The sequence below is a fragment of the Sphingopyxis sp. L1A2A genome, assembly GCF_005502465.1.
Taxonomy (GTDB): Bacteria; Pseudomonadota; Alphaproteobacteria; order Sphingomonadales; family Sphingomonadaceae; genus Sphingopyxis.
This window is the reverse complement of sequence record NZ_SCOT01000003.1, coordinates 113,077-138,259: the sequence shown is the minus strand read 5'-3', so window position 1 is coordinate 138,259 and position 25,183 is coordinate 113,077. Positions and strand designations below refer to the sequence as shown.

Genomic DNA, 25,183 nt, shown 5'->3' with positions numbered 1-25,183 from the left:
GCGGTCCACCCCCTCACCAAGCTTCGCTAGCTCCTTGCGGAGCAAGCTGCGCTATCCTCTCCCTCAAGGGGAGAGGATATCATGGCCACTTCCCACCCCAAATCCGCCTTTAAGGCCGATTACAAATTCACCGTCGCTAGCATCGACAACGTCCACCCGCCGAGCGCCAGCAAGGTAATCCAGGTCGCCGCCACCCCGATCTGCCGCGTGACCGGCGGCTTGCCAGGCTCGACCGGAGCATGCAGCCCCGCGATATCGCGACGCGGCCGATCAGGAACAGCGCGCCGATCACCATCAGCGCCATATGATTGGCGCGCGCGGTTTCGAGCAGGCCGAGCAGGATGACGACGATCGGTGCATGTTCGGCCAGATTGCCATGACTGCGGCTGGCGGCGATCAGCTTGGCGTCGCCATGATCGCCGAACGCAGCTTTGAGGCGCAGCCGCTGGCGCACCGTCAGCATCGCGGTGAACAACAAGAGCAGCGCGCAAACGGCGCCGACAAAGGCGGTTACCGGCAAGGTCATATTCTGTCTCCCCCCAATGATCCTGCCCGACAGCCTAACCGACCCGGCGCCGCTTGGCACGACCAATCGCTCCTATTCGCGTGGCTTTTTGTTCAGCTCGGTATCGAGGAATTGCAGGATCCGCTCCGACACCGGGCCGCGGCTGACCTTGTCGCCCAGGCTGACCGATCCCATCGGATAGAAGTGCCCGAACCCCGGTACCCAGGCGATCTCGGCGGCGACGCCCTTGCCCGCCAGCGCCGCAGCAGTATGCCGGGTGCCGTTCAGCACCCCCGCAAAGTCATTCTGCCCCAGGATCAGCAGCGCCGGCGCCCTGCCGCTCTGCGTCGTTTCGTACAGATTATAGCCGCTGATCCCGCCCGACAGCGACACCACCGCTTTGGCCGGAACGCCGATGCCATAAGCGGTGTTGAGCGCGGTGATCGCCCCCGCCGAAAAGCCGCCGAGCGCCAGTCGCTCGCCATCGACGCCATATTCGGCGGCGCGGGTGCGCACGAAATTCGCCGCCATCGCCATGTCGTCGGCAGCGGCAAAGGTGGTGTGCCAATAATGGGTCAGCGTCGTCTCGTCGAATGGCGGCAATGCCATCAGCCGCCGCACCTCCTCGATCCGCTCGATATTCTGCGGCGCGAGGTTCATCGCCCTGGGCACGATGCGTTTGTCGTCGAGCGGGCGGACGAGGCCCGGCACTTCGTGGATCAGGCGGTAATCGATCGAAAAACAGGCATAGCCTGCGCGCGCGAAGGTGCGGCAATAATCGGCCATCGAACTGTCCTGCGCGCCCTCTGACGTAAAGACAAAATCGCCTTTGCTGCCGCGGTGGACGCGCCGCCGAACGCCATGACGATCGCGGGACGATCGGTCAGCGGCTTGCCGTCTGCCGCCGGGCGATAGGCATCGAGCAGCAGGTCGCGGGCCTTGGCACCGTCGGTCGCCACCCCGACCGGAGCGCGGCCGTAAACGACATCGCGCGTCACCATGACATCATAGGCGCGCTTGGCCGGTTCCTGCGCCGCCACGGTCGGCGCCGCCAACGCGATCGTGATCGCCGCCGCGATCATCACTGCCCGAAACGCCATTGCCGATCTCCCCTGATTGTCTTTTGCGCCAAGCCTATGCCATTCGGGCGGGGCTCGACAAGTGGGGGCTAGCTAACCGCTCGCGCGCCGCCGCGCTGCACCGCAAATGAGCTAGTCCGCCGGGGCGATCAGAACAGCCGCGATCCGTTCGGGACCGGCACGTCGGGCGCAAACAGGATCACCGCGCCGTCCTCGTCAGCAAAGCCGAGCGTCAGCACTTCGGACAGGAACTTGCCGATCTGGCGCGGCGGGAAATTGACCACCGCGGCGACCTGTCGCCCCGGCAAGTCTTCGATGGCATAGCGATCAACGATCTGCGCGCTGCTTTTCTTGATGCCAATGGCGGGACCGAAATCGATCTTCAGCTTGAACGCCGGTTTGCGGGCTTCGGGGAAGGGTTCGGCCTCGACGATGGTGCCGATGCGAATGTCGACCCGGAGGAAGTCGTCGAAGGTGATTTCGGGTGCCGCGACCGCGTCGGCGTCATGATTTATGTGCATTCCAACAAACTCCGTCATTGCGAGCGTAGCGAAGCAATCCAGACTAGGCGTAAACCGCTCTGGATTGCTTCGCTACGCTCGCAATGACGAGGAGCTTCAGTCTCACTCCATCTCCAAAATCACCGCATCGACCGCCAGGCTGTCGCCCTGCGCGGCATTGACGGCCTTCACCGTGCCGGTCTTTTCGGCGCGCAGGATATTCTCCATCTTCATCGCCTCGACCGTCGCCAGCGGCTGCCCCGCCTCGACCTTGTCGCCCGCGCCGACATGCAGCGCGACGAGCAGGCCGGGCATCGGGCAGATCAGAAAGCGCGACAGATCGGGCGGAATTTTTTCGATCATATGCTGGGTCAGCGGCGCGACATGCCACGGCAATACCCGCACGTCATGGATGCGCCCGCGCGTCGTCATGCGCCAGCCCGTGCGCGTCTTCGCAACCTTGACCGCCAGCTCGCTGTCGTCGATCTCGGCGATCACCAGTCGGTCGCCCGGCGTATATTCCAGCGCGATGTCGATCTTGTCGTCATCGACCTTGATGTGTTTGTGGCCCAGCTTCACCTTATGCTCGGTCCCGCCGACGGTGACCTGCCATTTGGCCGGCGGATCGAGCCGGTCGCCGAGCTGGCCGTCGGTGCGCCGGGCGCGGTCGGCTTCGGCAGACGCCATGAAGCCCGCAATCGCCGCCAGCGCGCGGACGATATGCGCCTCGGTCGCGGCGCCGTGGAAACCGTCGGGATATTCCTCGGCGATAAAGCCCGTCGTCAGTTCGCCCGAGCGAAAGCGCGGGTGCTGCATGATCGCCGACACGAAATCGATATTATGGCCGAGCCCCTCGATCTCGAAGCGGTCGAGCGCCGCGATCTGCTTGTCGGCCGCCTCGTCGCGCGTTTCGCCCCAAGTCACCAGCTTGGCGATCATCGGGTCGTAAAAGATCGACACCTCGCCGCCCTCCTCGACCCCCGCATCGACGCGCACCCCGTCCTCGCCGCGCGCGTTGCCCGCCCACGCCGGAACCGGCGTGCGATAGCGTACGAGCCGCCCGGTCGAGGGCAGGAAGCCGCGATAGGGATCCTCGGCATAGACGCGGTTCTCGATCGCCCAGCCGTCGATCTTGACGTCGTCCTGCGTCATTGCGAGCTTTTCGCCCGCGGCGACGCGGATCATCTGCTCGACCAGGTCGATGCCGGTAATCGCCTCGGTCACCGGATGCTCGACCTGCAGCCGCGTGTTCATTTCGAGGAAGTAGAAGCTCTCGCCCGTGGGGTCGGCGCCCGACACGATCAGCTCGACGGTGCCCGCGCTGTAATAGCCGACCGCCTTCGACAGCGCGACGCACTGTTCGCCCATTGCCTTGCGCATCTTCTCGGTCACGAACGGCGACGGCGCTTCTTCTACGACCTTCTGATGGCGACGCTGGATCGAACATTCGCGCTCGTTCAGATACAGCACATTGCCGTGCTGATCGCCGAGGATCTGGATCTCGATATGGCGCGGGTTGAGGATGAATTTCTCGATGAAGACGCGGTCGTCGCCAAAGCTGTTGAGCCCCTCGCGCTTGACGCTCTCGAAGCCTTCGCGGACGTCCTTTTCGTCATAGGCGAGCCGCATGCCCTTGCCGCCGCCGCCCGCCGACGCCTTCATCATCACCGGATAGCCGATCTCGTTGGAGATTTTCACGGCATGTTCGGTGTCGTCGATCTCGCCAACGAAACCGGGGACAACATTAACCCCCGCTTCCTTCGCCAGCTTCTTCGACTCGATCTTGTCGCCCATCGCCGCGATTGCGTTCACCGGCGGGCCGATGAAGGCGATATTTTCCTTCGCCAGCGCCTCGGCAAAGCTGGTGCGTTCGGACAGAAAGCCATAGCCCGGATGCACCGCCTCGGCGCCGGTCGCCTTGCACGCGGCAATGATCTTGTCGGCGACCAGATAGGATTCGGACGCGGGCGACGGCCCGATATGCACCGCCTCGTCGGCCATCTGCACGAACGGCGCGCGCGCGTCAGCGTCCGAATAAACGGCGACGGTCGCGATGCCCATGCGCCGCGCGGTCTTGATGACGCGGCAGGCGATTTCGCCGCGGTTGGCGATCAGGATTTTCTTGAACATCAATATTCCTCGACAAGTGCCTGGAGTTCGGCGGTCCGCGCCTTGGTCAGTCGGGCCATGCAACCGCTGTGCAACATCGGCGCCATGCTGCCGCCGCGCGCCGCAAAGCTCTCACCCAGACATTGCTGATCGCGGTAGGTCAGCCACGCGCGCTGCGCCGCCAGCAATGCTTCGTAATGCGTCGGTTGGGTGTCGTAGCTGCGGTCGATATCCTTGTCGCGCGCCTTGAGCACCACGACGGTCTGCTTGTACTGCGCGTTGAGTTCGGCGTCGGCGGCACCATAATCCTTCTGCGCGCAATAGTTCATTTCGACTTGATAGCGCTGATTGTCGCAATCGATCGGCGGATCATCGGCTGTCGGGACAAGCAGCAGGAGTGCAGCGAGGATCACTCCGCAGCCTCCATCTGCGCGCTCTGCCGCATCGGCTCTTCGCTCTCCATCGGCCGCAGCCCCAGCTTGGCAAACAACGCCGCGTCCTTGCTGTCGCCCGCATTCGCCGTTGTCAGCAATTTGTCGCCGGTGAAGATACTATTCGCGCCCGCCATGAAGCAGAGCGCCTGCGTCGCCTCCGACATGCTCTCGCGCCCCGCGCTCAACCGCACCATGCTCAGCGGCATCGTGATGCGCGCGACCGCGACGGTGCGGACGAATTCGATGTCGTCGATCTTGGCGAGCGGGGTGTCGGCCAGCATGTCGCCGAGCACCGTCCCCTTCACCGGCACCAGCGCGTTGATCGGCACGCTGCCCGGATGTTCGGGCAGCGTCGCGAGCGCGTGGATGAAGCCGACGCGGTCGGCGCGCGTCTCGCCCATGCCGACGATGCCGCCCGAACAGACGTTGATCCCGGCGCTGCGTACTTCCTCCAGCGTGTCGAGCCGTTCCTGAAACGTGCGCGTCGTGATGACATTGCCGTAATTTTCCGGCGAAGTGTCAATGTTATGGTTGTAATAATCGAGCCCCGCGACCGCGAGCGTCTGCGCCTGCTCCTTGCTCAGCATGCCCAGCGTCATGCATGTTTCCATGCCCATCTGGCGCACGCCTTCGATCATCTCGACGATCGCGGGCATGTCGCGGTCCTTGGGGTTGCGCCACGCGGCGCCCATGCAGAAGCGCTGCGACCCCGAATCCTTCGCCTGCGCCGCGGCTTGCAGCACCGCGCGGACGTCCATCAGCTTGGTGGCCTTGAGCCCGCTGTCGGCGCTCTTGGACTGCGAGCAATAGCCGCAATCCTCGACGCAGCCGCCGGTCTTGATGCTGAGCAGGGTGCAAAGCTGGATTTCGCCGCGCGCATGATGCCGCCGGTGAACGCTTTGCGCCTCCCACATCAGTTCGTCGAATGGGAGGTCGAAGAGGGTGGCGATTTCTTCGCGGGTCCAGTCGGTCCTGCTCTCCCCTCCCGCTTGCGGGAGGGGTCGGGGGAGGGCCTGTTTAGTGGAGAGCGACGCAGACATGCCCTCCCCTAGCCCCTCCCGCAAGCGGGAGGGGGATTTGGTCAGTTCTTCAGTCACGCAGCTTCTCCAATCGGCGGCATATTATGCCCCAGCAAGCGCAGCACATCGGCGGCGCATTCGACGACATTCGACCCCGGCCCATAAATCCCCTGCACCCCGGCATCGCGCAGGAAATCATAATCCTGCGGCGGGATCACCCCGCCCGCGATCACCTTGATGTCGGTGCGCCCGGCTTCGCGCAGCCTGTGGATAAGTTCGGGGATAAGTGTCTTGTGCCCCGCCGCCAGGCTCGACGCGCCGACGACATCGACGCCGCTGTCGAGCGCCAGCACCACCGTCTCGTCGGGGGTCTGGAACAGCGGTCCCGACACGATGTCGAACCCCATGTCGCCGAACGCCGACGCGATGACATTGGCGCCGCGGTCGTGGCCGTCCTGCCCCATTTTGGCGATGAGCAGCTTGGGCCTGCGACCGAGCCGCCGCGTCACCGCCTCGACCCCGTCAAGCACCTGCGCCCAGCGCGCGTCGCCCTCGTAAGGCGCGGCATAAACGCCCTTCACCGGGGTCGGCTGGGTGCCGTAACGGTCGAAACTTTCCTCCATCGCCGACGAAATCTCGCCCAGCGTCGCGCGCGCGCGCGCCGCTTCGACTGCGAGCGCCAGCAGGTTGTTCTCGATGCTCGACGGCTTGGCCGCGCCATCGCGCAGCGCCGTCAGCGCCGCCTGACACGCCGCCTCGTCGCGGTTCGCCTTTGTCTTCTTGATCCGCGCGATCTGACCATCGCGCACCTTGGCGTTGTCGACCTCGAGCGTTTCGAGCAGGTCTTCGTCCTTCAGGCGATATTTGTTCACTCCGACGATCACATCGTCGCCGCGATCGACCCGCGCCTGCCGCGCCGCCGCCGCGGTCTCGATCATCGCCTTGGGCCAGCCTGCCGCGACCGCCTTCGCCATGCCGCCTTCGGACTGGACGCGGTCGATGATCTCCTGCGCCTTATCGACCAGCTCCTGCGTCAGCGCCTCGACATAATAGCTGCCGCCGAGCGGATCGACGACCTTGGTCATCCCTGTCTCTTCCTGGATCACGATCTGGGTGTTGCGCGCGATGCGGGCCGAAAAATCGGTCGGCAGTGCGATCGCTTCGTCGAGCGCGTTGGTGTGCAGCGACTGGGTGCCGCCCAGCATCGCCGCCATCGCCTCGATCGTCGTGCGCATCACATTGTTGTAGGGATCCTGCTCGGTCAGCGACACGCCCGACGTCTGACAATGCGTGCGCAGCATCTTCGACCGTTCGTCCTGCGCTCCTAACGTGGTCATCGCGCGGTGCCACAACACCCGCGCTGCGCGCAGCTTGGCGATTTCCATGAAGAAATTCATGCCGATCGCGAAAAAGAAGCTCAGCCGCCCGGCGAACTTGTCGATGTCCAGCCCCGACGCGACACCATATTTCACATATTCCATGCCGTCGGCGATGGTGAAAGCTAGCTCCTGCACCTGCGTCGCGCCGGCTTCCTGCATATGATAGCCGGAGATCGAGATGCTGTTGAACTTGGGCATCTCGCGCGATGTGTAGCCAAAGATGTCGCTGATGATCCGCATGCTCGGTTCGGGCGGATAGATGTACGTGTTGCGGACCATGAACTCCTTCAGAATGTCGTTCTGGATCGTCCCGTCGAGCAGCTTGCGATCGACCCCCTGCTCCTCCCCCGCGACGATGAAGAACGCCAGGATCGGGATCACTGCGCCGTTCATCGTCATGCTGACCGACATCTGATCAAGCGGGATGCCGTCGAACAGGATCTTCATATCCTCGACGCTGTCGATCGCGACCCCCGCCTTGCCGACGTCGCCGGTGACGCGCGGGTGGTCGCTGTCATAGCCGCGGTGGGTGGCAAGATCGAAGGCGACACTGAGGCCTTTCTGCCCCGCAGCTAGGTTGCGGCGATAGAAAGCGTTCGATTCCTCGGCGGTCGAAAAGCCAGCGTACTGCCGGATCGTCCATGGCCGTCCCGCATACATCGAGGCGCGCACGCCGCGGGTGAAGGGCGCGAAACCGGGGAGGCCGGGGTCTTCTCGCACGTCCTCCGCGGTGTAGAGCGGCTTGACGGCAATCCCCTCCGGCGTGTGCCAGGTGAGGTCTTTGCCCTTCACCTCTTTGGCGGCGGCTTCAGCCCATTGGTCCAGGGTCGGTTTGTTGGTCATATGCAGTCTCTAGTCCCAAACCCCCTCTCCCCTTGCGGGAGAGGGATGCGAAGACTTGGCGGCTTTGCCGCCTAGTCGTAGCTGGGAGAGGGGTCGCGAGCCGCAGGCTCGCCAACCAACCCCTCTCCAAGTTCCGGTAGGGGACAAGTCCCCAACCTCCACTTTCCTCCCCCGCAAGGGGGGAGGAGCAATTAATGCGCCCCCTTCGGCGTCTCCATAATCTCGGTCAGCACCCCGCCCATATCCTTGGGATGCAGGAAGAAAATCAACGTCCCATGCGCCCCGATCCGCGGCTCGCCCAGCACCCGCTTGCCCAGCGCCTCAAACGCGGCCTTGGCGGCGTGGATGTCGGGCACTTCGTAGCACAGATGATGCTGCCCGCCCGCGGGGTTCTTCTGCAGGAAAGCGGCGATCGATGCATTGCCCGGCAATGGTTCGATCAGCTCGATTTGTGTGCCGTTCAGCCCGCTGTCAGTCGGCGTATCGACGAAACAGACCTTCACCCCTTGCTCTGGCAGGTCGAACGGCGCGTGAATCTGTGTCGCCCCCATCACATCGCGGTAAAAGACGATGCTGTCGGCGATCGATGGCGTCGCGACGCCGATATGGTTGAGGCGGCCTAGTTTCATTTCAAACTCTCTAACTTCGTCATGCCGGACTTGATCCGACATCCATCACCGACGTCCATCTTGTGAGTTTCCGCTACTTAAAAGTGTCGGCATCCGCTGTGGTGCCGCGGCCCGCTGTGGTGCCGCGGCCCGCCGTGAAGAAGCGGACGGCGCCGGAAAGCAAGCCGCCGATCACGTAGCTTACAACCCCATCACCGGGGTTCCATGGCCCACCATCGGCATTCCCGAAACCGTACAATACGATCGCCGCGACGATCGCGGTAAGAGAAGATAGAACTACTGCTGTTTGGGCCGATATTTTGAGCCTTTTGTAGATGGCCCAATTAAACAGCAGGCCCAGAACGAACGTCGCGATGAACGCGCCGACGATCATTCCCAAATTAATCATCAAACTTCCCCCTACAACGGAATATTGTCGTGCTTCTTCCAAGGGTTCTCCAACTGCTTGTTCCGCAGCTTCCTGAGCCCCAATGCGATCCGTTTCCGCGTATTGTGCGGGTGGATAACCTCGTCGATATACCCCCGCGACGCCGCCACAAACGGGTTCGCAAACCGGTCCTCATATTCCTTCGTCCGCTGCGCGATCTTTTCGGGGTCGCCGATGTCGCTGCGGAAGATGATCTCGACCGCGCCCTTCGCGCCCATCACCGCGATCTCGGCGGTCGGCCAGGCATAGTTCAAATCGCCGCGCAGATGCTTTGATGCCATCACGTCATAGGCGCCGCCATAGGCCTTGCGCGTGATTACCGTGATCTTGGGCACCGTCGCCTCGGCATAAGCGAACAGCAGCTTCGCGCCATGCTTGATGATGCCGTTGAACTCCTGCGCGGTGCCGGGCAGGAAGCCGGGGACGTCGACGAAGGTGATGATCGGGATTTCGAACGCGTCGCAGAAACGCACGAAGCGCGCCGCCTTTTTCGACGAATTGATGTCGAGCACGCCCGCGAGGACCAAAGGCTGGTTCGCGACGATGCCGATCGTCCGCCCCTCGATCCGCCCGAAACCGCAAATGATGTTGCCCGCATGCGCCGGCTGCACCTCGAAGAAATCGCCCTCGTCGACCGTTTTTCGGATCAGCTCGTGCATGTCATAGGGTTGGTTCGCATTGGGCGGGATCAGCGTGTCGAGGCTGGGTTCGGCGCGATCGAATGGATCGCTCGTCGGGCGCACCGGCACCCCGCTGCGGTTGTTTTCAGGCAAATAATCAAAGAAATCGCGCGTCGCCAGCAGCGCCTCGATATCATTTTCGAACGCGATGTCGGCGACCGAGCTTTTGGTCGTGTGGGTGATCGCGCCGCCCAGTTCTTCCTGCGTCACCACCTCGTTGGTCACCGTCTTGACCACATCGGGGCCGGTGACGAACATGTAACTGCTGTCCTTCACCATGAAGATGAAGTCGGTCATCGCGGGGCTGTAAACCGCGCCGCCGGCGCACGGCCCCATGATCAGGCTGATCTGCGGCACCACCCCAGAGGCCAGCACGTTGCGCTGGAACACCTCGGCATAGCCGCCGAGCGACGCGACGCCCTCCTGAATGCGCGCGCCGCCGCTGTCGTTGATCCCGATGATCGGCGCGCCGACCTTCATGGCATTGTCCATGACCTTCATCATCTTCTGCGCATGGCGCTCGGACAGCGACCCGCCGAAAACGGTGAAATCCTGGCTGAAGACATAGACGAGGCGGCCGTTGATCGTCCCCGATCCGGTGACGATGCCGTCGCCGGGGATGATCTGGTCCGCCATGCCAAAATCGGTGCAATTATGCTCGACATAGGTGTCGAGCTCTTCGAACGAGCCTTCGTCGAGCAGGACGTCGAGCCGTTCGCGCGCGGTCAGCTTGCCCTTGGCGTGCTGCGCATCGATGCGCTTCTGCCCGCCGCCCAGAGCGGCAGCGGCGCGGCGGCGTTCCATTTCGGCGATATTGGCGGACATTCGGCTCTCCCAACGCACTTCAAAGCGTCATTTGCCCGCATAGAACCGCGCAGGCAAATGCGAATTTGCAAAGTTGCAAAGTGCAAGTTTGCAAAGTACAAACCTCTCTCCCCTTGCGGGAGGGAAAGACTTGGCTTGGCGGCTTGCCGGCTAGCAAGTCCTGAGAGGGGGCCGACGCCCCGTCCCCTCTCCAATTCCGGCTAGGCGGCAAAGCCGCCAAGCCTCCATATCCTCTCCCGCAAGGGGAGAGGAAGAGGAGCGCCATGACCTTCAACCGACTCTACGCTGGGCGGCAACTTCGCCAACTTCGGGAAGCCCGCAGCCTCCGCCAGTCGGACTTCGCGACAAAGCTCGGCATCTCGCCCTCCTATCTCAGCCAGATCGAGCATGACGACCGCCCGCTGACCCCGGCGCTGCTCGAACGCCTGCAGCGCCTGTTCCCGCTCGAATGGGAGGAAGTCGCCGCCGACGCGGGCGATCGGCGCGCCGGAGCGCTCCGGGAAGCCGCCGCCGATCCGCTGTTCGCCGCCGCGCCGCTGCCCCCCGAACAGCTGGAGCGCGCGGCGCTGCAGCAGCCGCAACTCGCCGACCAGTTCGTCGCGCTCCACGCTGCCTATCGCCGCGCCGGACAGCGGCTGCAGATCATCGACGAGGCGCTGACCGGTGGCACCGCCGAGGGCAGTCGCCTGCCGTGGGAAGAGGTGCGCGACTGGTTTCACGATGCGGGCAATTATGTCGACAGCATCGACCGGGCGGCGGAAGCGCTGGCCGGGCAGCTGCGCGGCAAAGACCCCTCGCCCGCGGTCGAAACGATCGAGCGGCGGCTGCGCGACGCGCTGGGCATCTCGATCGTCTATCAACAGACCCAGACGCTGCGCGATTTCGACGCAACGATGCGGCATCTGGTGATCGACCCGTCGCAGCCCGCCGAAAGCCGCCGTTTTCAACTCGCGCACCAGCTGGCGGCGCTGGCGCTGGCACGCGAGATCGCGGCGGTCGTCGAAGCGTCGCCGCTGCGCACCGCGGCGGCGCGGCAATTGCTCCACGTCGGCCTCGCCAACTATGCCGCGGGCGCGGTGCTGATGCCCTACGCCCCCTTCCGCGCCAGCGCGCGCGCGGTGCGCCACGACATCGACCGGCTGCGGCTGGACTATGGGGTCAGCTTTGAACAGGCGTGCCACCGCCTCTCGACCCTCCAGCGCCCCGGGGCGCGCGGCATCCCGATGTTTTTCTGCCGCGTCGATATGGCGGGCAATATCACCAAGCGGCACAGCGCGACGCGGCTCCAGTTCGCCCGCTTCGGCGGCGCTTGCCCGCTGTGGATCGTTCACGAGGCCGCCGCGATCCCCGACCGCATCCTGTTCCAGCTCGCCGAGACGCCCGATGGGCTGCGCTATGTTTCGATGGCGAAGGGGTTGGTGAAACCGTCGGGCAGTTACGCGCGCAGCCCGCGCCGCTATGCCGTGGCGCTGGGGTGCGAGGCGCAATATGCTGGCGATTTCGTCTATGCCGACGGGGTCGATGTCACCGCGCCGCAAGCGGCGACGCGCATCGGCCTGTCGTGCCGCATCTGCCCGCGCGACGATTGCGACCAGCGCGCCTTTCCGCCGAGCGATCGACCGATCTTGGTCGATCCGGATCGGCGCGATGTGGTGCCGTATCGGATTGGCTAGCCGAAACAAAAAGCGGACCCAAGCCCGTTCGTGTCGAGCGAAGTCGAGACACCCATCTGGGTCGAGCAAGGTTGAGGGGTGTCTCGACTTCGCTCGACACGAACGGAATTGTTGATTCTGCGATACGCTATTTCAACAACACCAACTCTTCCGCCATGCTCGGATGCAGCGCCACCGTCGCGTCGAAATCGGCCTTGGTCAGCCCGGCTTTCACCGCAACCGCGGCTGCCTGTAGAATCTCGGGCGCATCGGGACCGATCATGTGCAGCCCGACCACCTGGTCGGTCGCCTCATTGACCACCATCTTGTACAACGCGCGCTCGTTGCGGCCCGCGAGGACATTCTTCATCGCGCGAAAATCGCTCGTGTACACGCGCACCGTGCCCAGCTTGTTGCGCGCCTCGGCCTCGGTCATCCCGACCGCGCCGATCGGCGGGTGACTGAACACTGCGCTCGGGACATTGGCGTAATCGACGACCGTCGGCTTGCCGCCGAACACGCTGTCGGCAAAAGCCTGCCCCTCGCGGATCGCCACCGGGGTCAGCTGGATGCGGTTGGTGACGTCGCCGACGGCATAGATGCTGGGGATCGACGACTGGTTGGTCTCGTCAACCTTGATCGCGCCTTCTTTGTCGAGCTCGACGCCGACGTCTTCCAGCCCCAGTCCCTTCGTGTTCGGCACGCGCCCGGCGGCGACGAGCACGATGTCGGCGTCGATCGGGTCGGTGTTGCCCAGATTTACGGTCAGCGACCCGTCCGCTTTTTTCTCGATCGACTGGAACGGCGCGTTGAAGCGGAATTCGATGCCCTTGGTCATCGAAATTTGCAGCAGGCGGTCGCGGATCTGCTCGTCATAGCCGCGCAGGATCGTGTCGCCGCGGTTGACGATCGTCACTTTGCTGCCGAATTCGTTGAAGATGCCGGCAAACTCGTTGGCAATGTAACCGCCACCCGCGATTACGACGCGCTTCGGCAGCTTGTCGAGATGGAACACCTCGTTCGAGGTGATCGCATGTTCGCTGCCCGGAAATTCGGGGACGAACGGCCAGCCGCCGGTCGCGATCAATATGCGTTCGGCGCTGATTTCCTGCCCGTCGGCCAGCCGTATCTTTTGCGGCCCGACGATCGTCGCGCGCGTCTTGAACAAGGTAACCTTGTGGTTGTCGAGCGTCTGGCCATAGAGCCCCTCGAGCCGCGTCACCTCGGCCAGCACATTGTCGCGCAGCCGATCCCAGTCGAACTTGCAGTCGGGAACGTCCCACCCGAAATGGCGGGCGTCCTTCAGATCCTCGGCAAAATGGGCGCCATAAACGAGCAGCTTTTTGGGCACGCAGCCGCGGATGACACAGGTGCCGCCGACCCGATGCTCCTCCGCCACCGCGACGCGCGCGCCATGCGAGGCGGCGACGCGCGAGGCGCGGACCCCGCCCGACCCGGCGCCGATGACAAACAGGTCAAAGTCGAAATTGCTCATGAAGGAGACCCCTGAATTTGGATTGGCTGACATTCGCAGCCGGCGCATATGTGGTTACGCAGCAGCCCGATGCCAATCGATTTTTGCCATCACAGACAGTGGCGCGGTCTCATTCGCCCAGCGCTGCGGCCCTCAACGCCTGCGTGGCGGGGTCGAATTCGACCGTCCCCTCGGCCAGCCCCTTCGCCATATCCTTGCCCAGCTCGACCCCGAACTGGTCGAACGGATTGATCCCCAGCAACACCGCATTGGCGAACACGCGATGTTCGTAAAAGGCGATCAGCGCGCCCAGCGCGTGCGGGGTGACCTGATCGAGCAGGATCGTCGTCGATGGGCGGTCGCCCGGGTAATTGCGCGCACCGTCGGCGCTGGCGCGCCCGGTCATCAGCGCCGCGCCTTGTGCGATGCAGTTGGCGACGAGCGTTTCGTGATGCGCCTCGTCGAGCAGATGATCGGGCTCGCGCGCGACGACAAATTCGACCGGGACCAGATTGGTGCCCTGATGGAGCAGCTGGAACACCGCATGCTGCGCGTCGGTGCCGACGCCGCCCCAGGTGATCGGCGCGCTGTTCTGCGCCAGCGGTTTGCCGTCGAAGGTCACCGATTTGCCGTTCGATTCCATCTCCAGCTGTTGCAAATAGCTTGGCAGCAACCGCAGCCGCTCGTCATAGGCGAACACCGCGCGCGTCTGGCACCCCAGCCGGTTGGCATAGAGCTGATCGACGAAGGCGGCGAGCAGGCAGATATTGTCGGTGCCGTCGGTCAGCCGGAAATGGCGGTCCATCTCGGCAGCGCCCTCGAGCAGATCCTCGAACGCATCCCAGCCGAGTGCGAGCGCGGCGGGAAAGCCGATCGACGACCACAGCGAATAACGCCCGCCGACACTCTCGTTGAACGGCAGGATGCGCGTCTCGTCGATGCCCCATTCGATCGCGCGGTCGGGCATCGCGGTCAGCGCGATAAAGCGGCCGAGCGGATCATCCACCCCCGCCTCGTCGAGCCATTGCAGCGCCGAATTGGCGTTGAGCAGGGTTTCGGTGGTGGTGAAGGTCTTGGACGCGACCGCGACCAGCGTATGTTCGGGGCTGAATTTGGCGAAGGCTTCGTCGAGCGCCGCACCATCGACGTTCGACACCACCGCGACGTCATAACGGTCGCTGTGGCGTCCCAGCGCATCGACGAGCAGGTCGGGGCCCAGCGCCGACCCGCCGATGCCGATGTGGAGCAAGTGGCGGATCTCGCCGAACGCGCCCACTTCGATCGCGTCGATCATCATCCGCGTCCGCTGGTGCATGGCCTGCGCCCGGTGAACCGATTCAGGGGCACCGTCGCCGCGCTCGGCGCTATGTTCGGCGGCGCGGTTTTCGGTCGGGTTGGCAATGCCGCCGGAAAACAGCGTCTTGCGCCGTCCGTCGAAATCCTGCGCGGCGGCAAGGCCCGACAGGATTGCGATCGCGGCGTCATCCAGATGCGTCTTGGCGAAATCAAAGCGGATGTCGGCGACGCTGCGCACCAGCGCCTGCAGCCGGGCATCAGGATCGGCGCCTACCAGACCGGTCAGTTTCTGTGGCTGCCAGTCGGCGAGTGCCTGCCAGGCTTGGTCGGCGGTGGTCATCATGCGTCTTTCCAGTTTTCCGTTCGTGTCGAGCGAAGTCGAGACACCGAGAGGTCATGGGCCACCGATGGGTATCTCGACTTCGCTCGATACGAACGGGGATGAGATGTCAGCCCTTCTCTAAGCATCCCACCCTCCCGACACCAGCGCCATCCGCCGATATTTGCTTGACGTGGCAACCTATTCATCGCCAAGGCCGCGGCATGACCGAAGCCAGCTTTACTGCCGATAACGCGCCCGCAAGCCAGCCCGCGCCGCCCGCTCCCACCCCCGCGCCGGTGTCCGCCAAGGAAGAGGCGGTCGATACCGTCCGCTTCCTCGCGCTGCTGGCGATTGCGGTGCTGATTTTCCGCAGTTTTTTCCTGTCGCCGTTCAACATTCCATCGGAATCGATGCAGCCGCGGCTGCTGATCGGCGACTATCTGCTCGTCAACAAAATGGCCTATGGCTATTCGAAATACAGCCTGCCGTTCAGCGCGCCGCTGATTCCCGGGCGCATTTTCGCACGCACGCCGGAACGCGGTGACGTCGTCGTGTTCAAGGCGCCGCCGGTTGCCGACAATGATTATATCAAGCGCGTCATCGGCCTGCCCGGCGACAGCGTGCAGGTAAAGGACGGCATCGTCTGGCTGAACGGTACGCCGCTCAAGCGCGAGGCGATCGCCGATTTCGTCATTCCGGTGACCCCGAACATGGTCGAAGCATCGCGCGCCACCGGCACCCTGCCCTGCTTTTCGATGGAGTTCGAGGAAGTCGACGCTGCTGGCCAGCGCCAGTGCCGTTACAAGCAGTTCCGCGAGACGCTGCCGAACGGCAAAAGCTACAACATCCTCGATATCAAAGACATCACCGAGGATAACACCCCGCTGACCATCGTTCCCGCGGGCCACCTGTTCCTGATGGGCGACAACCGTGACCGCAGCGCCGACAGCCGCTTCCCGGCGATGGAAAATCAGGGCATCGGCCTGGTCCCCGAGGAAAATCTGGTCGGTCACGCGCTGGTCGGCATGTTCTCGACCGACGGGTCGGCCAGCTGGCTCAATCCGATCAGCTGGCTCACCGCCGCGCGCTGGAGCCGCATCGGGGACGGTTTTTGAGCGATACCCTCGACACCGGGGCGCTCGCCGAGATCATCGGCTGCACCCCGGGCGACCTGACGCTCTATGATCTGGCGCTGACCCATGGCAGCACCGGGCGCGCCGATTATCAGCGGCTCGAGTTTCTGGGCGACCGCGTTCTCGGGCTGGTGATCGCCTCCGAACTCTACACCCGTTTCCCGAACGCCAGCGAGGGCGAGATGTCGTCGCGGCTGCACGTTCTGGCGTCGGGCGCGACCTGCGCCGCCATCGCGCAGCGGCTGAACCTGACCGATCTTGTTCGCTTTGGCGCGCAGGCCCGCAATGACGGCGGGCGCTACAGCGACAATATCGCCGCCGACGCGATCGAGGCACTGATCGGCGCCGTTTATCTGGATCTTGGTATCGACGCGGCGCGCGCCTTCATCCTTGCCCATTGGGGCGACATGGTCGACGGCCAGGCAACCGCACCCAAGCACCCCAAGGCGGCGCTGCAGGAATGGGCACTTGCCCGCAAACGCCGCCCGCCCGAATATGAAATCGTCGCGCGCGAAGGCCCGGACCACGCGCCGCGCTTTCGTGTCGCCGTCAGCGTCGGCAAGCTCGCGCGCGCCGAGGCCGAAGGGACCAGCAAACAGGCGGCCGAAAAGGCCGCCGCAGCGGCGTTGCTTGCCGAACTCGAAGGAATGAAAATATGACCCACCGCTGCGGATTTGTCGCCGTCGTCGGCGCGCCCAACGCGGGCAAATCGACGATCGTCAACGCGCTCGTCGGCCAGAAGGTCGCGATCGTCAGCCCCAAAGCGCAGACCACGCGCACCCGGTTGATGGGGGTTGCGATGGACGGCGAAACCCAGATCGTGCTGATCGACACGCCGGGCATCTTTGCCCCCACCCGCCGCCTCGACCGCGCGATGGTCGCCGCGGCGTGGAACAGCCTCGATCAGGCCGAAGCTATCCTGGTGATGATCGACGCCGCGGCCAAGCTCGGCGAGCGCGCCGAACGCGTGCTGCAGGGGATCGAGGGGCGGCCGGAAAAGAAGTTCCTCGTCCTCAACAAGGTCGATCTGACCCGCAAGGACAAATTGCTGACGACCGCAACGACGCTCAACGAGCGCGTCAATTTCGACGAAACCTTCTTCGTCTCGGCGAGCACCGGTGACGGGGTTCCCGAACTGAAGGCGCATCTGGCAAAACTGATGCCCGAAGGACCGTGGCATTTCCCCGAGGACGAGGTCAGCGACGCCCCCGAACGCATGCTCGCCGCCGAAATCACCCGCGAACAGCTTTACCGCCAGCTCCACGAGGAGCTGCCATATCAATCGACCGTCGAGACCGAGAAATTCACCACCCGCCCCGACGGCAGCGCGGAAATCCACCAGCAGATCCTGGTCGCGCGCGACAACCAGCGCGCGATCATCCTGGGCCACAAGGGCGAGCGGATCAAAGAAATCGGCAGCAAGGCGCGCGCCGAGCTTGCCGAATTGCTGGGGCGCCCGGTCCATCTGTTCCTGCATGTGAAGGTCAAGGCAAACTGGGACGAAGACCGCAGCGTCTATCGTGACATGGGGCTGGATTGGGTGGATTGAGACTAACGGGCCACCAAGTGATCGATGTCATATCTGCCGCACGACACGCCTAGTACGACGACGGCACTCGCGGCGGATGGAGTGACTCTATGTTGAGATGGCTTACGTGCTTATTGCTCATTGTGACAGTGGCCCCATCACCTGCGCAGGCTTGCTCACTCATGCCGCCTCCGATCGACGAAATGGTCAGTGAGGTTGCCTCAAAAGGTGTATTGATCAGCGGTGAAATCGTTCGCTCAGTCGATGCGAAGGGTAAGCAACCAGAGGTTATTCGGGCTGACGAAGTCTTCATTGGAAACCCGGACCAGCGGGAATATGTGATCAGTCGTTCCGACCGCGAATATGAGATGCTGCTCGTGCGTCCGAGCATGGGCTGCGGCGCCCGACGCCTCCCGCCCGCGGGCGTTGCGTTTGCACGCATGTTTCTAGTTCCCGTCGAAGAAACTGGAACCCGCAACGCAGGGTGGCGCGTCCACGACTTCCTATCAGTAGAGGACAGCAAATTTCTCGACATGATCGTTGACGAAGCGCGACAGGCAGGGCGTTTTCAAAGTCGCCCTCCTCCAATCACAAAATATTGGTGGAACGCAAAAGATCCGTCATTGCCTTTACCGAAATAGCCTAAATCCGCCGACAATCATTCGGCGGCGAGTTACCGTCGAAGCGGGAGGTGATCCAGCCGATCGTTTCCTGAGCGCTCTCGCGCGCGCTATTGCCATGGTCGCCGGTCATATCGATCCAGCGGATGCCCGTCCCGCGCCGACACACCGACTTGGCGAATTTGCGCGTGACCGACGGCGCGACGATCGTGTCGTTGCGGCTCTGTGCGATCAGCAGCGGTCCCGGTACGCGCGCGGCATCGACGCTGTTGGCGCGCGCGAAGCTGCCAAAGGGTTCGATCTTCGCGATGTCCTTGTTCTTCGTCGCGCGGACGATGGTCAGGATGCCGAGGATCGTGCCGAGCTTGGGTTTCTTGTCGAGGCTGACGCAATTATTCTGCGCCAGTCGCGTGATGATCCCCTGATTGGTGCGGTTGGCAACGCCATCCATCGAGAAACCGTACAGCGTCGACCAGCTGTGCAGAGTGAAGGAGAGCAACAACGCGCGCGCATTTTTGTCGCTGCCCTCGCGCAGATTGGCAGCGAGATCGGTCGGCGGCGCGGCGGCGGCAGTGGCAATCAGCGTCAGGTCGGGGGCGTAGGAACCCGCGGCGGTCGCGGTCCACAGCGCGGCGTGGCCGCCCTGCGACTCGCCCCACACGGCAAAGTCGTTGCCCGCCGCGGCACCCGAAATCTCTCGCGCCGCGCGCACCCCGTCGAGCACGGAATGCGCGGTGTCGGGACCGACGAGGAATGGGTGCATCGTCGGGCTGCCAAGACCGATATAATCGGGCGCGACGACGACATAACCACGGTTGACCGCATCGATCCCGGCGGTCGCGGAAAAGAAATTCGGGCTGAGCGACGGGGCGCATTTTTCGGCGACGCCCCATGCGCCGTGGGTCCAGGCGATGACGCGGCGGGGGCGCGGCGGGATCGGCTCGCGCGGCGCGGCGACGATGCCGGTGACCTGGAACGGCTGGCCATATTGATTGGTCGTCCAATATTGGACGCGCCATGCCTGCACCCCGGCGGGCGTATCGACGATCGGTTCGGCCGAGATCAGGCGCCCCGCCTGCTGCGCCGCGGCGGGCAGCGCGAAGATCGACAGGATGGTGAGCAGAGCGGCGGTAAGCATGTGGCGCATGGACGGTCTCCCCGGATGCGCAATGCTAACATATTCAAACCAGTGCGTCATCCCGGCGAAGGCCGGGATCTCACCGTAGCGTCGGACACCAACGGCGAGATCCCGGCTTTCGCCGGGATGACGATAGGTGGGGGCTTTATTCCGTCGCCGCGGCCTTCTTCGCCGGGGCTTTCTTCTTCGCCGCCGGCTTCTTCGCCGCCGCCTTCTTCGGCGCCGCCTTCTTCTTGCCCTTTGCCGGGCCCTTCGCGGCGCGCGCATCGATCAGCGCGATTGCTTCCTCCAGCGTCAAGGCGGCGGGCTCCATCGACTTGGGCAGCGTGGCATTGGTCGTGCCGTCGGTGACATAGGGGCCAAAGCGCCCCTCCATCAACTTCATCTCGCCGCCGCTGGTCGGATGCGGACCAAAGGTGTTGAGCGGTTCGGCCTTGGTCCGCCCCCGCCCGCCGCCCGCCGCAGCTTCAGCGATGCGGACGACCGCGGCGTTCATGCCGATGTCAAAGATTTCGGCGGTGCCGGTCAGCTTCGCATATTTGCCGTCGTGGAGCAGATAGGGGCCGTAACGCCCCAGCCCCGCCATGATGACATTGCCGCTTTCGGGGTGCGTCCCGACTTCGCGCGGCAGGCTGAGCAGCCGCAGTGCATAATCAAGATCGAAATCCTCGCCCGGAATGTCCTTGGGGATCGACGAGCGTTTCGCGTCCTTGCCGTCGCCAAGCTGGATATAGGGGCCGAAACGCCCGCTGCGCTTGGTGACCTCCAGCCCGCTGTCGGGATCATTGCCCATCGTCTCGGGGCCGGTGTCGGCACCGTCACTGCCGCCCGGTTGCGCGAATTTACGGGTGAATTTGCAGTCGGGATAGTTGCTGCACGCGATGAACGGCCCGAACTTGCCGCCGCGCAGCGCCAGCTTGCCGGTGCCGCAATTGGGGCAGAGGCGCGGGTCGCTGCCGTCGCCCTTGTCGGGGAAAAGATAGGGGCCGAGAAATTCGTCGAGCGCGGCGGTAATCTCCGATGGCTTCTGCTCCATCACCTCGCCGGTGCGCGGTTTGAAATCGCGCCAGAAGCGTTCGAGCACCGCCTGCCACTGGGCGCGGCCGCCCGACACATCGTCGAGCTCTTCCTCCAGCCCCGCGGTGAAATCATATTGGACATAGCGTTCAAAGAAACGTTCGAGGAAGGCGGTGAGCAAGCGCCCGCTTTCCTCGGGCATGAAGCGGTTCTTTTCGACCGTCACATAGGCGCGGTCCTTGAGCACTTGCAGGATCGCGGCATAGGTCGATGGGCGCCCGATGCCGAGCTCTTCCATCTTCTTGACCAGGCTTGCTTCCGAATAGCGCGGCGGCGGCTGGGTCTCGTGGCTTTCGGTTTCGACGCCGGTCTTGGCGGGCGCATCGCCCTTGGCCATCGCGGGCAGCAGCCGTGCGTCATCGTCGTCCCCGGCGTCGGCATTTTTGCCAGAGCCGTTTACAGCGTCGTCGCGACCTTCGTCATAGAGCGCGAGGAAGCCCGGGAATTTGATCACCTGCCCCGTCGCGCGCAGCATCGTCTTCCCGGTGCCGTCGGTCAGGTCGATACTGGTGCGTTCCAGCCGCGCCGACGCCATCTGGCTCGCCATCGCGCGCTTCCAGATCAGCTCGTACAGCCGCGCATGGTCGCCGCCGCCGGTCTTGTCCTTGCTGAAATCGGTCGGACGGATCGCCTCATGCGCTTCCTGTGCATTCTTTGCCTTGGTCTGATATTGCCGCGGCTGATCGGGGACATAGCCGCCGTCGTAGCGCGTCGCGATTGCCTTGCGCGCCGCGCTGATCGCGCTGCCGTCCATCTGGACGCCGTCGGTTCGCATATAGGTGATCGCGCCGTCCTCATACAGACCCTGCGCGATCCGCATCGTGTGGCTGGCCGAAAAGCCCAGCTTGCGCGCCGCTTCCTGTTGCAAGGTCGAGGTCGTGAACGGCGGCGGCGGGTTGCGCGTCAGCGGCTTGGTTTCGACCAGATCGACGGTGAAATGCCCCGCCTTCACATCGGCCTCGGCGGCGCGCGCGTCGGCTTCGTTGGTGATCGTCAGCCGCTCGATCTTGTCGCCGCGCCAGCGCGCCAGCCGCGCCTTGAACGGCGTCCCCGACATTTCGAACAGCCCGGTGACCGACCAATATTGCTGCGCAACAAAGGCCTCGATCTCGCGCTCGCGTTCGACGATCATGCGCAGCGTCACCGACTGGACACGCCCCGCCGATTTGGCGCCGGGCAGCTTGCGCCACAGCACCGGCGACAGGGTGAAGCCGACCAGATAGTCGAGCGCGCGGCGGGCGCGATAGGCGTCGATCAAATCGTCGTCGAGCGCGCGCGGCTGCGCCATCGCGGTCAGCACCGCGTCCTTGGTGATCGCGTTGAAGGTGACGCGGTCGACCGCGGCGGGCAGCGCCTTTTTGCTGCGCAGCAATTCCTGAACATGCCAGCTGATCGCCTCACCTTCGCGGTCAGGGTCAGTCGCGAGGATCAGGCGGTCGGCGCCCTTGGCCGCGTCCTGGATTTCCTTCATCCGCTTGGCCTTGTCGGGATACAGCAGCCACTGCATCGCAAAGCCGTCGTCGGGATCGACCGATCCGTCCTTAGGCGGCAGGTCGCGGACATGGCCATAGCTGGCCAGCACCTTGAAATCGCGCCCCAGATATTTTTCGATCGTCTTGGCCTTGGCGGGCGATTCAACAATTACCAACTGCATTAAAAACTATCCCCGTCACCGGCTCTCACATGTACGCGCGAGGGTGGCGGGGATCGCTTGTTGCCGTCAAGCCGGATTTTTCCTCACCCGTTCTGCCATTTGAAATCGGCCGGCAGGATGCATTTGCCCGCATCATATTTACCGACGCTGCGGATGATCTCCTGATCCTCGGGCTCGATCCGGCGGCCGCTGATCTGGGTGTCGATGACGCGGCGCACCAGCGCGTCGAGCTTTGTCACCAGATAGCAATCGATCGCCGGCGGGGCGTGCGGGTTGCCAACCCCGCTGTCGTCGGTCAGGAACAAATAGCGCGACTGGGTCGCCGCCGCCATCGCGCGCATCGCATATTCGGCCTTGTCGGCGACCCCTGACGCGGCAACCGGGGTGATGTGGATGCGTTTGGCGCGGGCCGCTTCGGCGGCGTGCCAGGTCCGCCCGAACAGCTGATCATGCGGCGGCGCGTCGGCGACAAGCAGCAGCGACTTGACCGCATCGGGGCGCCACTCCTGCCCGACCGCACGGATGAGCGCCTGATCCATCGCCTCGGGATAATCGCCGCCGCCATTGGCGTCCTGCCGCGCCAGCGCACCCTGCACCCGCCCAACGTCGCGGTCGAACGCAACCGTGCGGGTTACATAATCGTCGCCGAGATCGCGGTAGAAAACAAAGCCGATGCGGATGTCGAGATCGCGATGCTTGGCGGTGATCGACGAAATGATCGACCGCAGCTCGGATCGCAGGAAGCTGATCTCGTCGCCCATGCTGCCCGTTGTATCGACAACCAGCATCAGGTCGAGCTTGGTCACTTTCGTGGCCGCCTGATTTGCGGTGAGGCCAACGAGCTGGCCGCCCGCCGCATTGGCAACCAGCACCGGGCGCGCGTCGGCAATCGTGCGCCCCGCCTTCCGCGCGCTTACGGTGATCCGCTCGCTCAGCCGGTCGAGGCCCGGGAAGAAAACCGCGCTGCCATCAGCTTGCGTTGCCATGGTGATGCTGTTGCCGTCGCTGCACGTCACGACGACGTCGGCAAAAGGGATCGGCTGGCCGCTGCGGTCGTTGACCTTCACCGTCACGACCCGCGTCGTGTCGACGCGCGGCAGACTGCGGACCTCCTGCCCCAGATCGCCGCTGCGGTTGACATAGGCGGCGTACAGCTCGGGATTGAGCAAATCGTCATGCTCGCCGGCGGTCAGGACGCCCGACTGCGGCTGCGGGCGCGGATAAGGGCGCGGCGGGTATGGTGGCGCGATGCGCGCGTCGGCCGAAGACTTCGTGACCGGCGGCGCCACCGATCGTGCCTCGCCCGCGTCGTCGGCGCTGATCGTGGTCGCCGGGCTCGGTGAAACATATGCTGGGAGGGAGCTACGCGACCCCGACACGATAACGTCGGCCGCGTCGTCCACATCGCCATAGCCCGGTGCTACCGACGCCAGGGGCGGCGGCGGCGCAGGAGGTGGTGGAGGAGGCGGTGGCGCGGGTTCCGATGCCAGCGACGCATCGCGGTCGCGCGCGCCGCCGCGCTTGGTCTTGGTGACGCCATTCGCTTGTTGCCGCGGCTGCTGGGCTTCTGGATCGAGACGCGGCAGCGGATCGGCGGTGCGGCAGAAGCCTTGCCCCAGCCCTTCTCGCGTCTGTATCGCCGCAACCGGCACCGGATCGGCACCAGTCACCAGGAGCGCAAACAATGTGGCCGATGTCAGAAACTTGCTTTTCATGGAGGTTCCCCGACTTTCGCTACAAAGGTTGATGCGGACCCGGACATGACCTGCGACCGCTGCGGTGAACCATGTGTGAATTGCGCCCAGCCGACTATGGCGGCAATCACATTGTCATCGCCGATGGTGCTGCGCTAAGGAGCGGCGCATGGCATCGCAGCATAGCCCCCAACAACCGCATCCGATCCTGGCCCGCGCGGAGGCACTGGCGGGCGCCGGACGCAGCGACGAAGCCGTGCTGCTGATCCGCCAGCTTGCGGCGCAGCGCGATCCCGACGGCCTGTTTGCGCTGGGTCGCATGTTGTGGGGCGGCGGGCTGATCGCAGTCGATCCAGTGGCGGCGCGCGAGCAGTTTGCGCTGGCCGCGCAAGCCGGCCATCGCGCCGCGCGCGTTCTGACGACCAATTTGATGGCCAGCGGCATCGCCGGACCGCGCGACTGGCCGACCGCGCTGACCCGGCTTGCGAGCGAAATCGCAATCGATCCGCGACGCAAGGCCCAGATCGATCTGCTGGGGCGAATGGCGCTGACAACCGGCGGCAACCCGGAAAAGCTGCGTGACGGCGAGCGGCTATCGACGGCGCCCGATGTCGTGCGCTTCCCGGGCTTCTGCACCGCGGCCGAATGCGCCTATCTGCTCGATGTGGGTGGCCGCGGCTATCGCGCCGCCGAAATCCGCGATGGTCGCGGCGGCACGCGGCGCGACCCGATTCGCGACAGCGACGAGTTCACCATCCACTGGCTGATCGAGGATCCGGTGATCCATGCGATCAACCGCCGCATCGCTGCGGTGGCGGACAGCGATGCCGATCGCGGCGAGGCGATGCAGTTGCTGCGCTATCGCCCGGGCCAGCAGTATCGCGCCCATTATGACTACAACCCGATGCTGGAAAACCAGCGCAGCCTTACTGCGCTCATCTACCTCAACCATGATTACAAGGGCGGCGAAACCGCGTTCGTCAAGACCGGCCTGAAGGTCAAAGGGCGCAAGGGCGATCTGCTCCTGTTCCGCAACACGCTGCCCGATGGCGCCGTCGATCCGATGTCCGAACATGCCGGCCAACCGATCGCCAGCGGCACCAAGTTCATAGCCTCCCGCTGGATCCACGAAGGGAAATTCGTGCCCTGATCGGGCTTAGGGTCCT

General features: G+C 64.3%; 22 protein-coding genes. 6 read left to right on the top strand and 16 right to left on the bottom strand.

Going from position 1 to position 25,183, the window contains the following annotated elements:
* Positions 1 to 136: 136 nt before the first annotated feature.
* The 11 genes from FFS68_RS03285 to FFS68_RS03235 all read right to left on the bottom strand — a co-directional run bounded on the left by FFS68_RS03285 (position 137) and on the right by FFS68_RS03235 (position 10,429).
* Positions 137 to 526 (bottom strand): MAPEG family protein, encoded by a 390-nt coding sequence (locus tag FFS68_RS03285; RefSeq protein ID WP_137751881.1) that lies wholly within the window; start codon positions 524 to 526, stop codon positions 137 to 139.
* Positions 527 to 598: 72 nt separating this feature from the next.
* A complete protein-coding gene (locus FFS68_RS03280; protein ID WP_137751880.1) occupies positions 599 to 1,291 on the bottom strand; it encodes a dienelactone hydrolase family protein in 693 nt (230 codons plus the stop codon).
* Positions 1,225 to 1,605 (bottom strand): hypothetical protein, encoded by a 381-nt coding sequence (locus tag FFS68_RS03275; RefSeq protein WP_137751879.1) that lies wholly within the window; start codon positions 1,603 to 1,605, stop codon positions 1,225 to 1,227. Before FFS68_RS03275 ends, FFS68_RS03280 begins: the two co-directional genes overlap by 67 nt.
* Before the next feature lie 128 nt (positions 1,606 to 1,733).
* The gene (locus tag FFS68_RS03270) at positions 1,734 to 2,105 is read right to left on the bottom strand and encodes a tRNA-binding protein (protein ID WP_137751878.1); all 372 of its coding nucleotides are present in this window, start codon (positions 2,103 to 2,105) and stop codon (positions 1,734 to 1,736) included.
* 102 nt (positions 2,106 to 2,207) lie between these two features.
* Entirely contained in the window at positions 2,208 to 4,214 is a 2,007-nt protein-coding gene (locus FFS68_RS03265; RefSeq protein WP_137751877.1) for an acetyl/propionyl/methylcrotonyl-CoA carboxylase subunit alpha, read from the bottom strand.
* A complete protein-coding gene (locus FFS68_RS03260) occupies positions 4,214 to 4,606 on the bottom strand; it encodes a lysozyme inhibitor LprI family protein (protein WP_137751876.1) in 393 nt (130 codons plus the stop codon). The genes FFS68_RS03265 and FFS68_RS03260 overlap by 1 nt, the downstream gene beginning before the upstream one ends.
* Positions 4,603 to 5,541: a biotin synthase BioB gene (bioB, locus tag FFS68_RS03255; RefSeq protein WP_249339999.1), complete on the bottom strand. Its 939-nt coding sequence runs from the start codon at positions 5,539 to 5,541 to the stop codon at positions 4,603 to 4,605. The genes FFS68_RS03260 and bioB overlap by 4 nt, the downstream gene beginning before the upstream one ends.
* A 179-nt stretch (positions 5,542 to 5,720) precedes the next feature.
* Positions 5,721 to 7,868, bottom strand: coding sequence for a methylmalonyl-CoA mutase (gene scpA, locus FFS68_RS03250; protein WP_137751875.1), 2,148 nt, complete (start codon positions 7,866 to 7,868; stop codon positions 5,721 to 5,723).
* Between the two features lie 191 nt (positions 7,869 to 8,059).
* A complete protein-coding gene (mce, locus tag FFS68_RS03245) occupies positions 8,060 to 8,497 on the bottom strand; it encodes a methylmalonyl-CoA epimerase (RefSeq protein WP_137751874.1) in 438 nt (145 codons plus the stop codon).
* Positions 8,498 to 8,570: 73 nt separating this feature from the next.
* Positions 8,571 to 8,885: a hypothetical protein gene (locus FFS68_RS03240; RefSeq protein WP_137751873.1), complete on the bottom strand. Its 315-nt coding sequence runs from the start codon at positions 8,883 to 8,885 to the stop codon at positions 8,571 to 8,573.
* 11 nt (positions 8,886 to 8,896) lie between these two features.
* Entirely contained in the window at positions 8,897 to 10,429 is a 1,533-nt protein-coding gene (locus FFS68_RS03235) for an acyl-CoA carboxylase subunit beta (RefSeq protein WP_137751872.1), read from the bottom strand.
* 263 nt (positions 10,430 to 10,692) lie between these two features.
* Between FFS68_RS03235 and FFS68_RS03230 the strand changes: the two genes are divergently transcribed.
* A complete protein-coding gene (locus tag FFS68_RS03230; protein WP_137751871.1) occupies positions 10,693 to 12,102 on the top strand; it encodes a helix-turn-helix transcriptional regulator in 1,410 nt (469 codons plus the stop codon).
* 127 nt (positions 12,103 to 12,229) lie between these two features.
* On the opposite strand, the gene gor is transcribed toward FFS68_RS03230, so the two are convergent.
* Positions 12,230 to 13,576, bottom strand: a complete 1,347-nt coding sequence (gor, locus tag FFS68_RS03225) for a glutathione-disulfide reductase (RefSeq protein ID WP_137751870.1) — start codon at positions 13,574 to 13,576, stop codon at positions 12,230 to 12,232.
* Between the two features lie 109 nt (positions 13,577 to 13,685).
* Positions 13,686 to 15,191: a glucose-6-phosphate isomerase gene (gene pgi, locus FFS68_RS03220; protein ID WP_137751970.1), complete on the bottom strand. Its 1,506-nt coding sequence runs from the start codon at positions 15,189 to 15,191 to the stop codon at positions 13,686 to 13,688.
* Between the two features lie 278 nt (positions 15,192 to 15,469).
* Between pgi and lepB the strand changes: the two genes are divergently transcribed.
* The 4 genes from lepB (at position 15,470) to FFS68_RS03200 (ending at position 18,475) form a co-directional block, all read left to right on the top strand.
* Positions 15,470 to 16,288 (top strand): signal peptidase I, encoded by an 819-nt coding sequence (lepB, locus tag FFS68_RS03215; protein ID WP_137751969.1) that lies wholly within the window; start codon positions 15,470 to 15,472, stop codon positions 16,286 to 16,288.
* Positions 16,285 to 16,965, top strand: a complete 681-nt coding sequence (rnc, locus tag FFS68_RS03210) for a ribonuclease III (protein WP_137751869.1) — start codon at positions 16,285 to 16,287, stop codon at positions 16,963 to 16,965. The genes lepB and rnc overlap by 4 nt, the downstream gene beginning before the upstream one ends.
* Positions 16,962 to 17,855: a GTPase Era gene (era, locus tag FFS68_RS03205; protein ID WP_137751868.1), complete on the top strand. Its 894-nt coding sequence runs from the start codon at positions 16,962 to 16,964 to the stop codon at positions 17,853 to 17,855. The genes rnc and era overlap by 4 nt, the downstream gene beginning before the upstream one ends.
* A 161-nt stretch (positions 17,856 to 18,016) precedes the next feature.
* Positions 18,017 to 18,475: a hypothetical protein gene (locus FFS68_RS03200; protein WP_137751867.1), complete on the top strand. Its 459-nt coding sequence runs from the start codon at positions 18,017 to 18,019 to the stop codon at positions 18,473 to 18,475.
* Between the two features lies 1 nt (position 18,476).
* Here the strand turns inward: FFS68_RS03200 and FFS68_RS03195 are convergent, their stop codons facing one another.
* From FFS68_RS03195 to FFS68_RS03185, 3 genes are all read right to left on the bottom strand, one after another.
* Positions 18,477 to 19,601 (bottom strand): lipase family protein, encoded by a 1,125-nt coding sequence (locus FFS68_RS03195; protein WP_171003729.1) that lies wholly within the window; start codon positions 19,599 to 19,601, stop codon positions 18,477 to 18,479.
* A 136-nt stretch (positions 19,602 to 19,737) separates the two neighbouring features.
* Positions 19,738 to 22,323 (bottom strand): type I DNA topoisomerase, encoded by a 2,586-nt coding sequence (gene topA, locus FFS68_RS03190; protein WP_137751865.1) that lies wholly within the window; start codon positions 22,321 to 22,323, stop codon positions 19,738 to 19,740.
* An 83-nt stretch (positions 22,324 to 22,406) separates the two neighbouring features.
* Positions 22,407 to 24,038: a vWA domain-containing protein gene (locus FFS68_RS03185; RefSeq protein ID WP_249339998.1), complete on the bottom strand. Its 1,632-nt coding sequence runs from the start codon at positions 24,036 to 24,038 to the stop codon at positions 22,407 to 22,409.
* A gap of 148 nt (positions 24,039 to 24,186) precedes the next feature.
* Between FFS68_RS03185 and FFS68_RS03180 the strand changes: the two genes are divergently transcribed.
* The gene (locus tag FFS68_RS03180; RefSeq protein WP_137751864.1) at positions 24,187 to 25,167 is read left to right on the top strand and encodes a 2OG-Fe(II) oxygenase; all 981 of its coding nucleotides are present in this window, start codon (positions 24,187 to 24,189) and stop codon (positions 25,165 to 25,167) included.
* Positions 25,168 to 25,183: the final 16 nt, after the last annotated feature.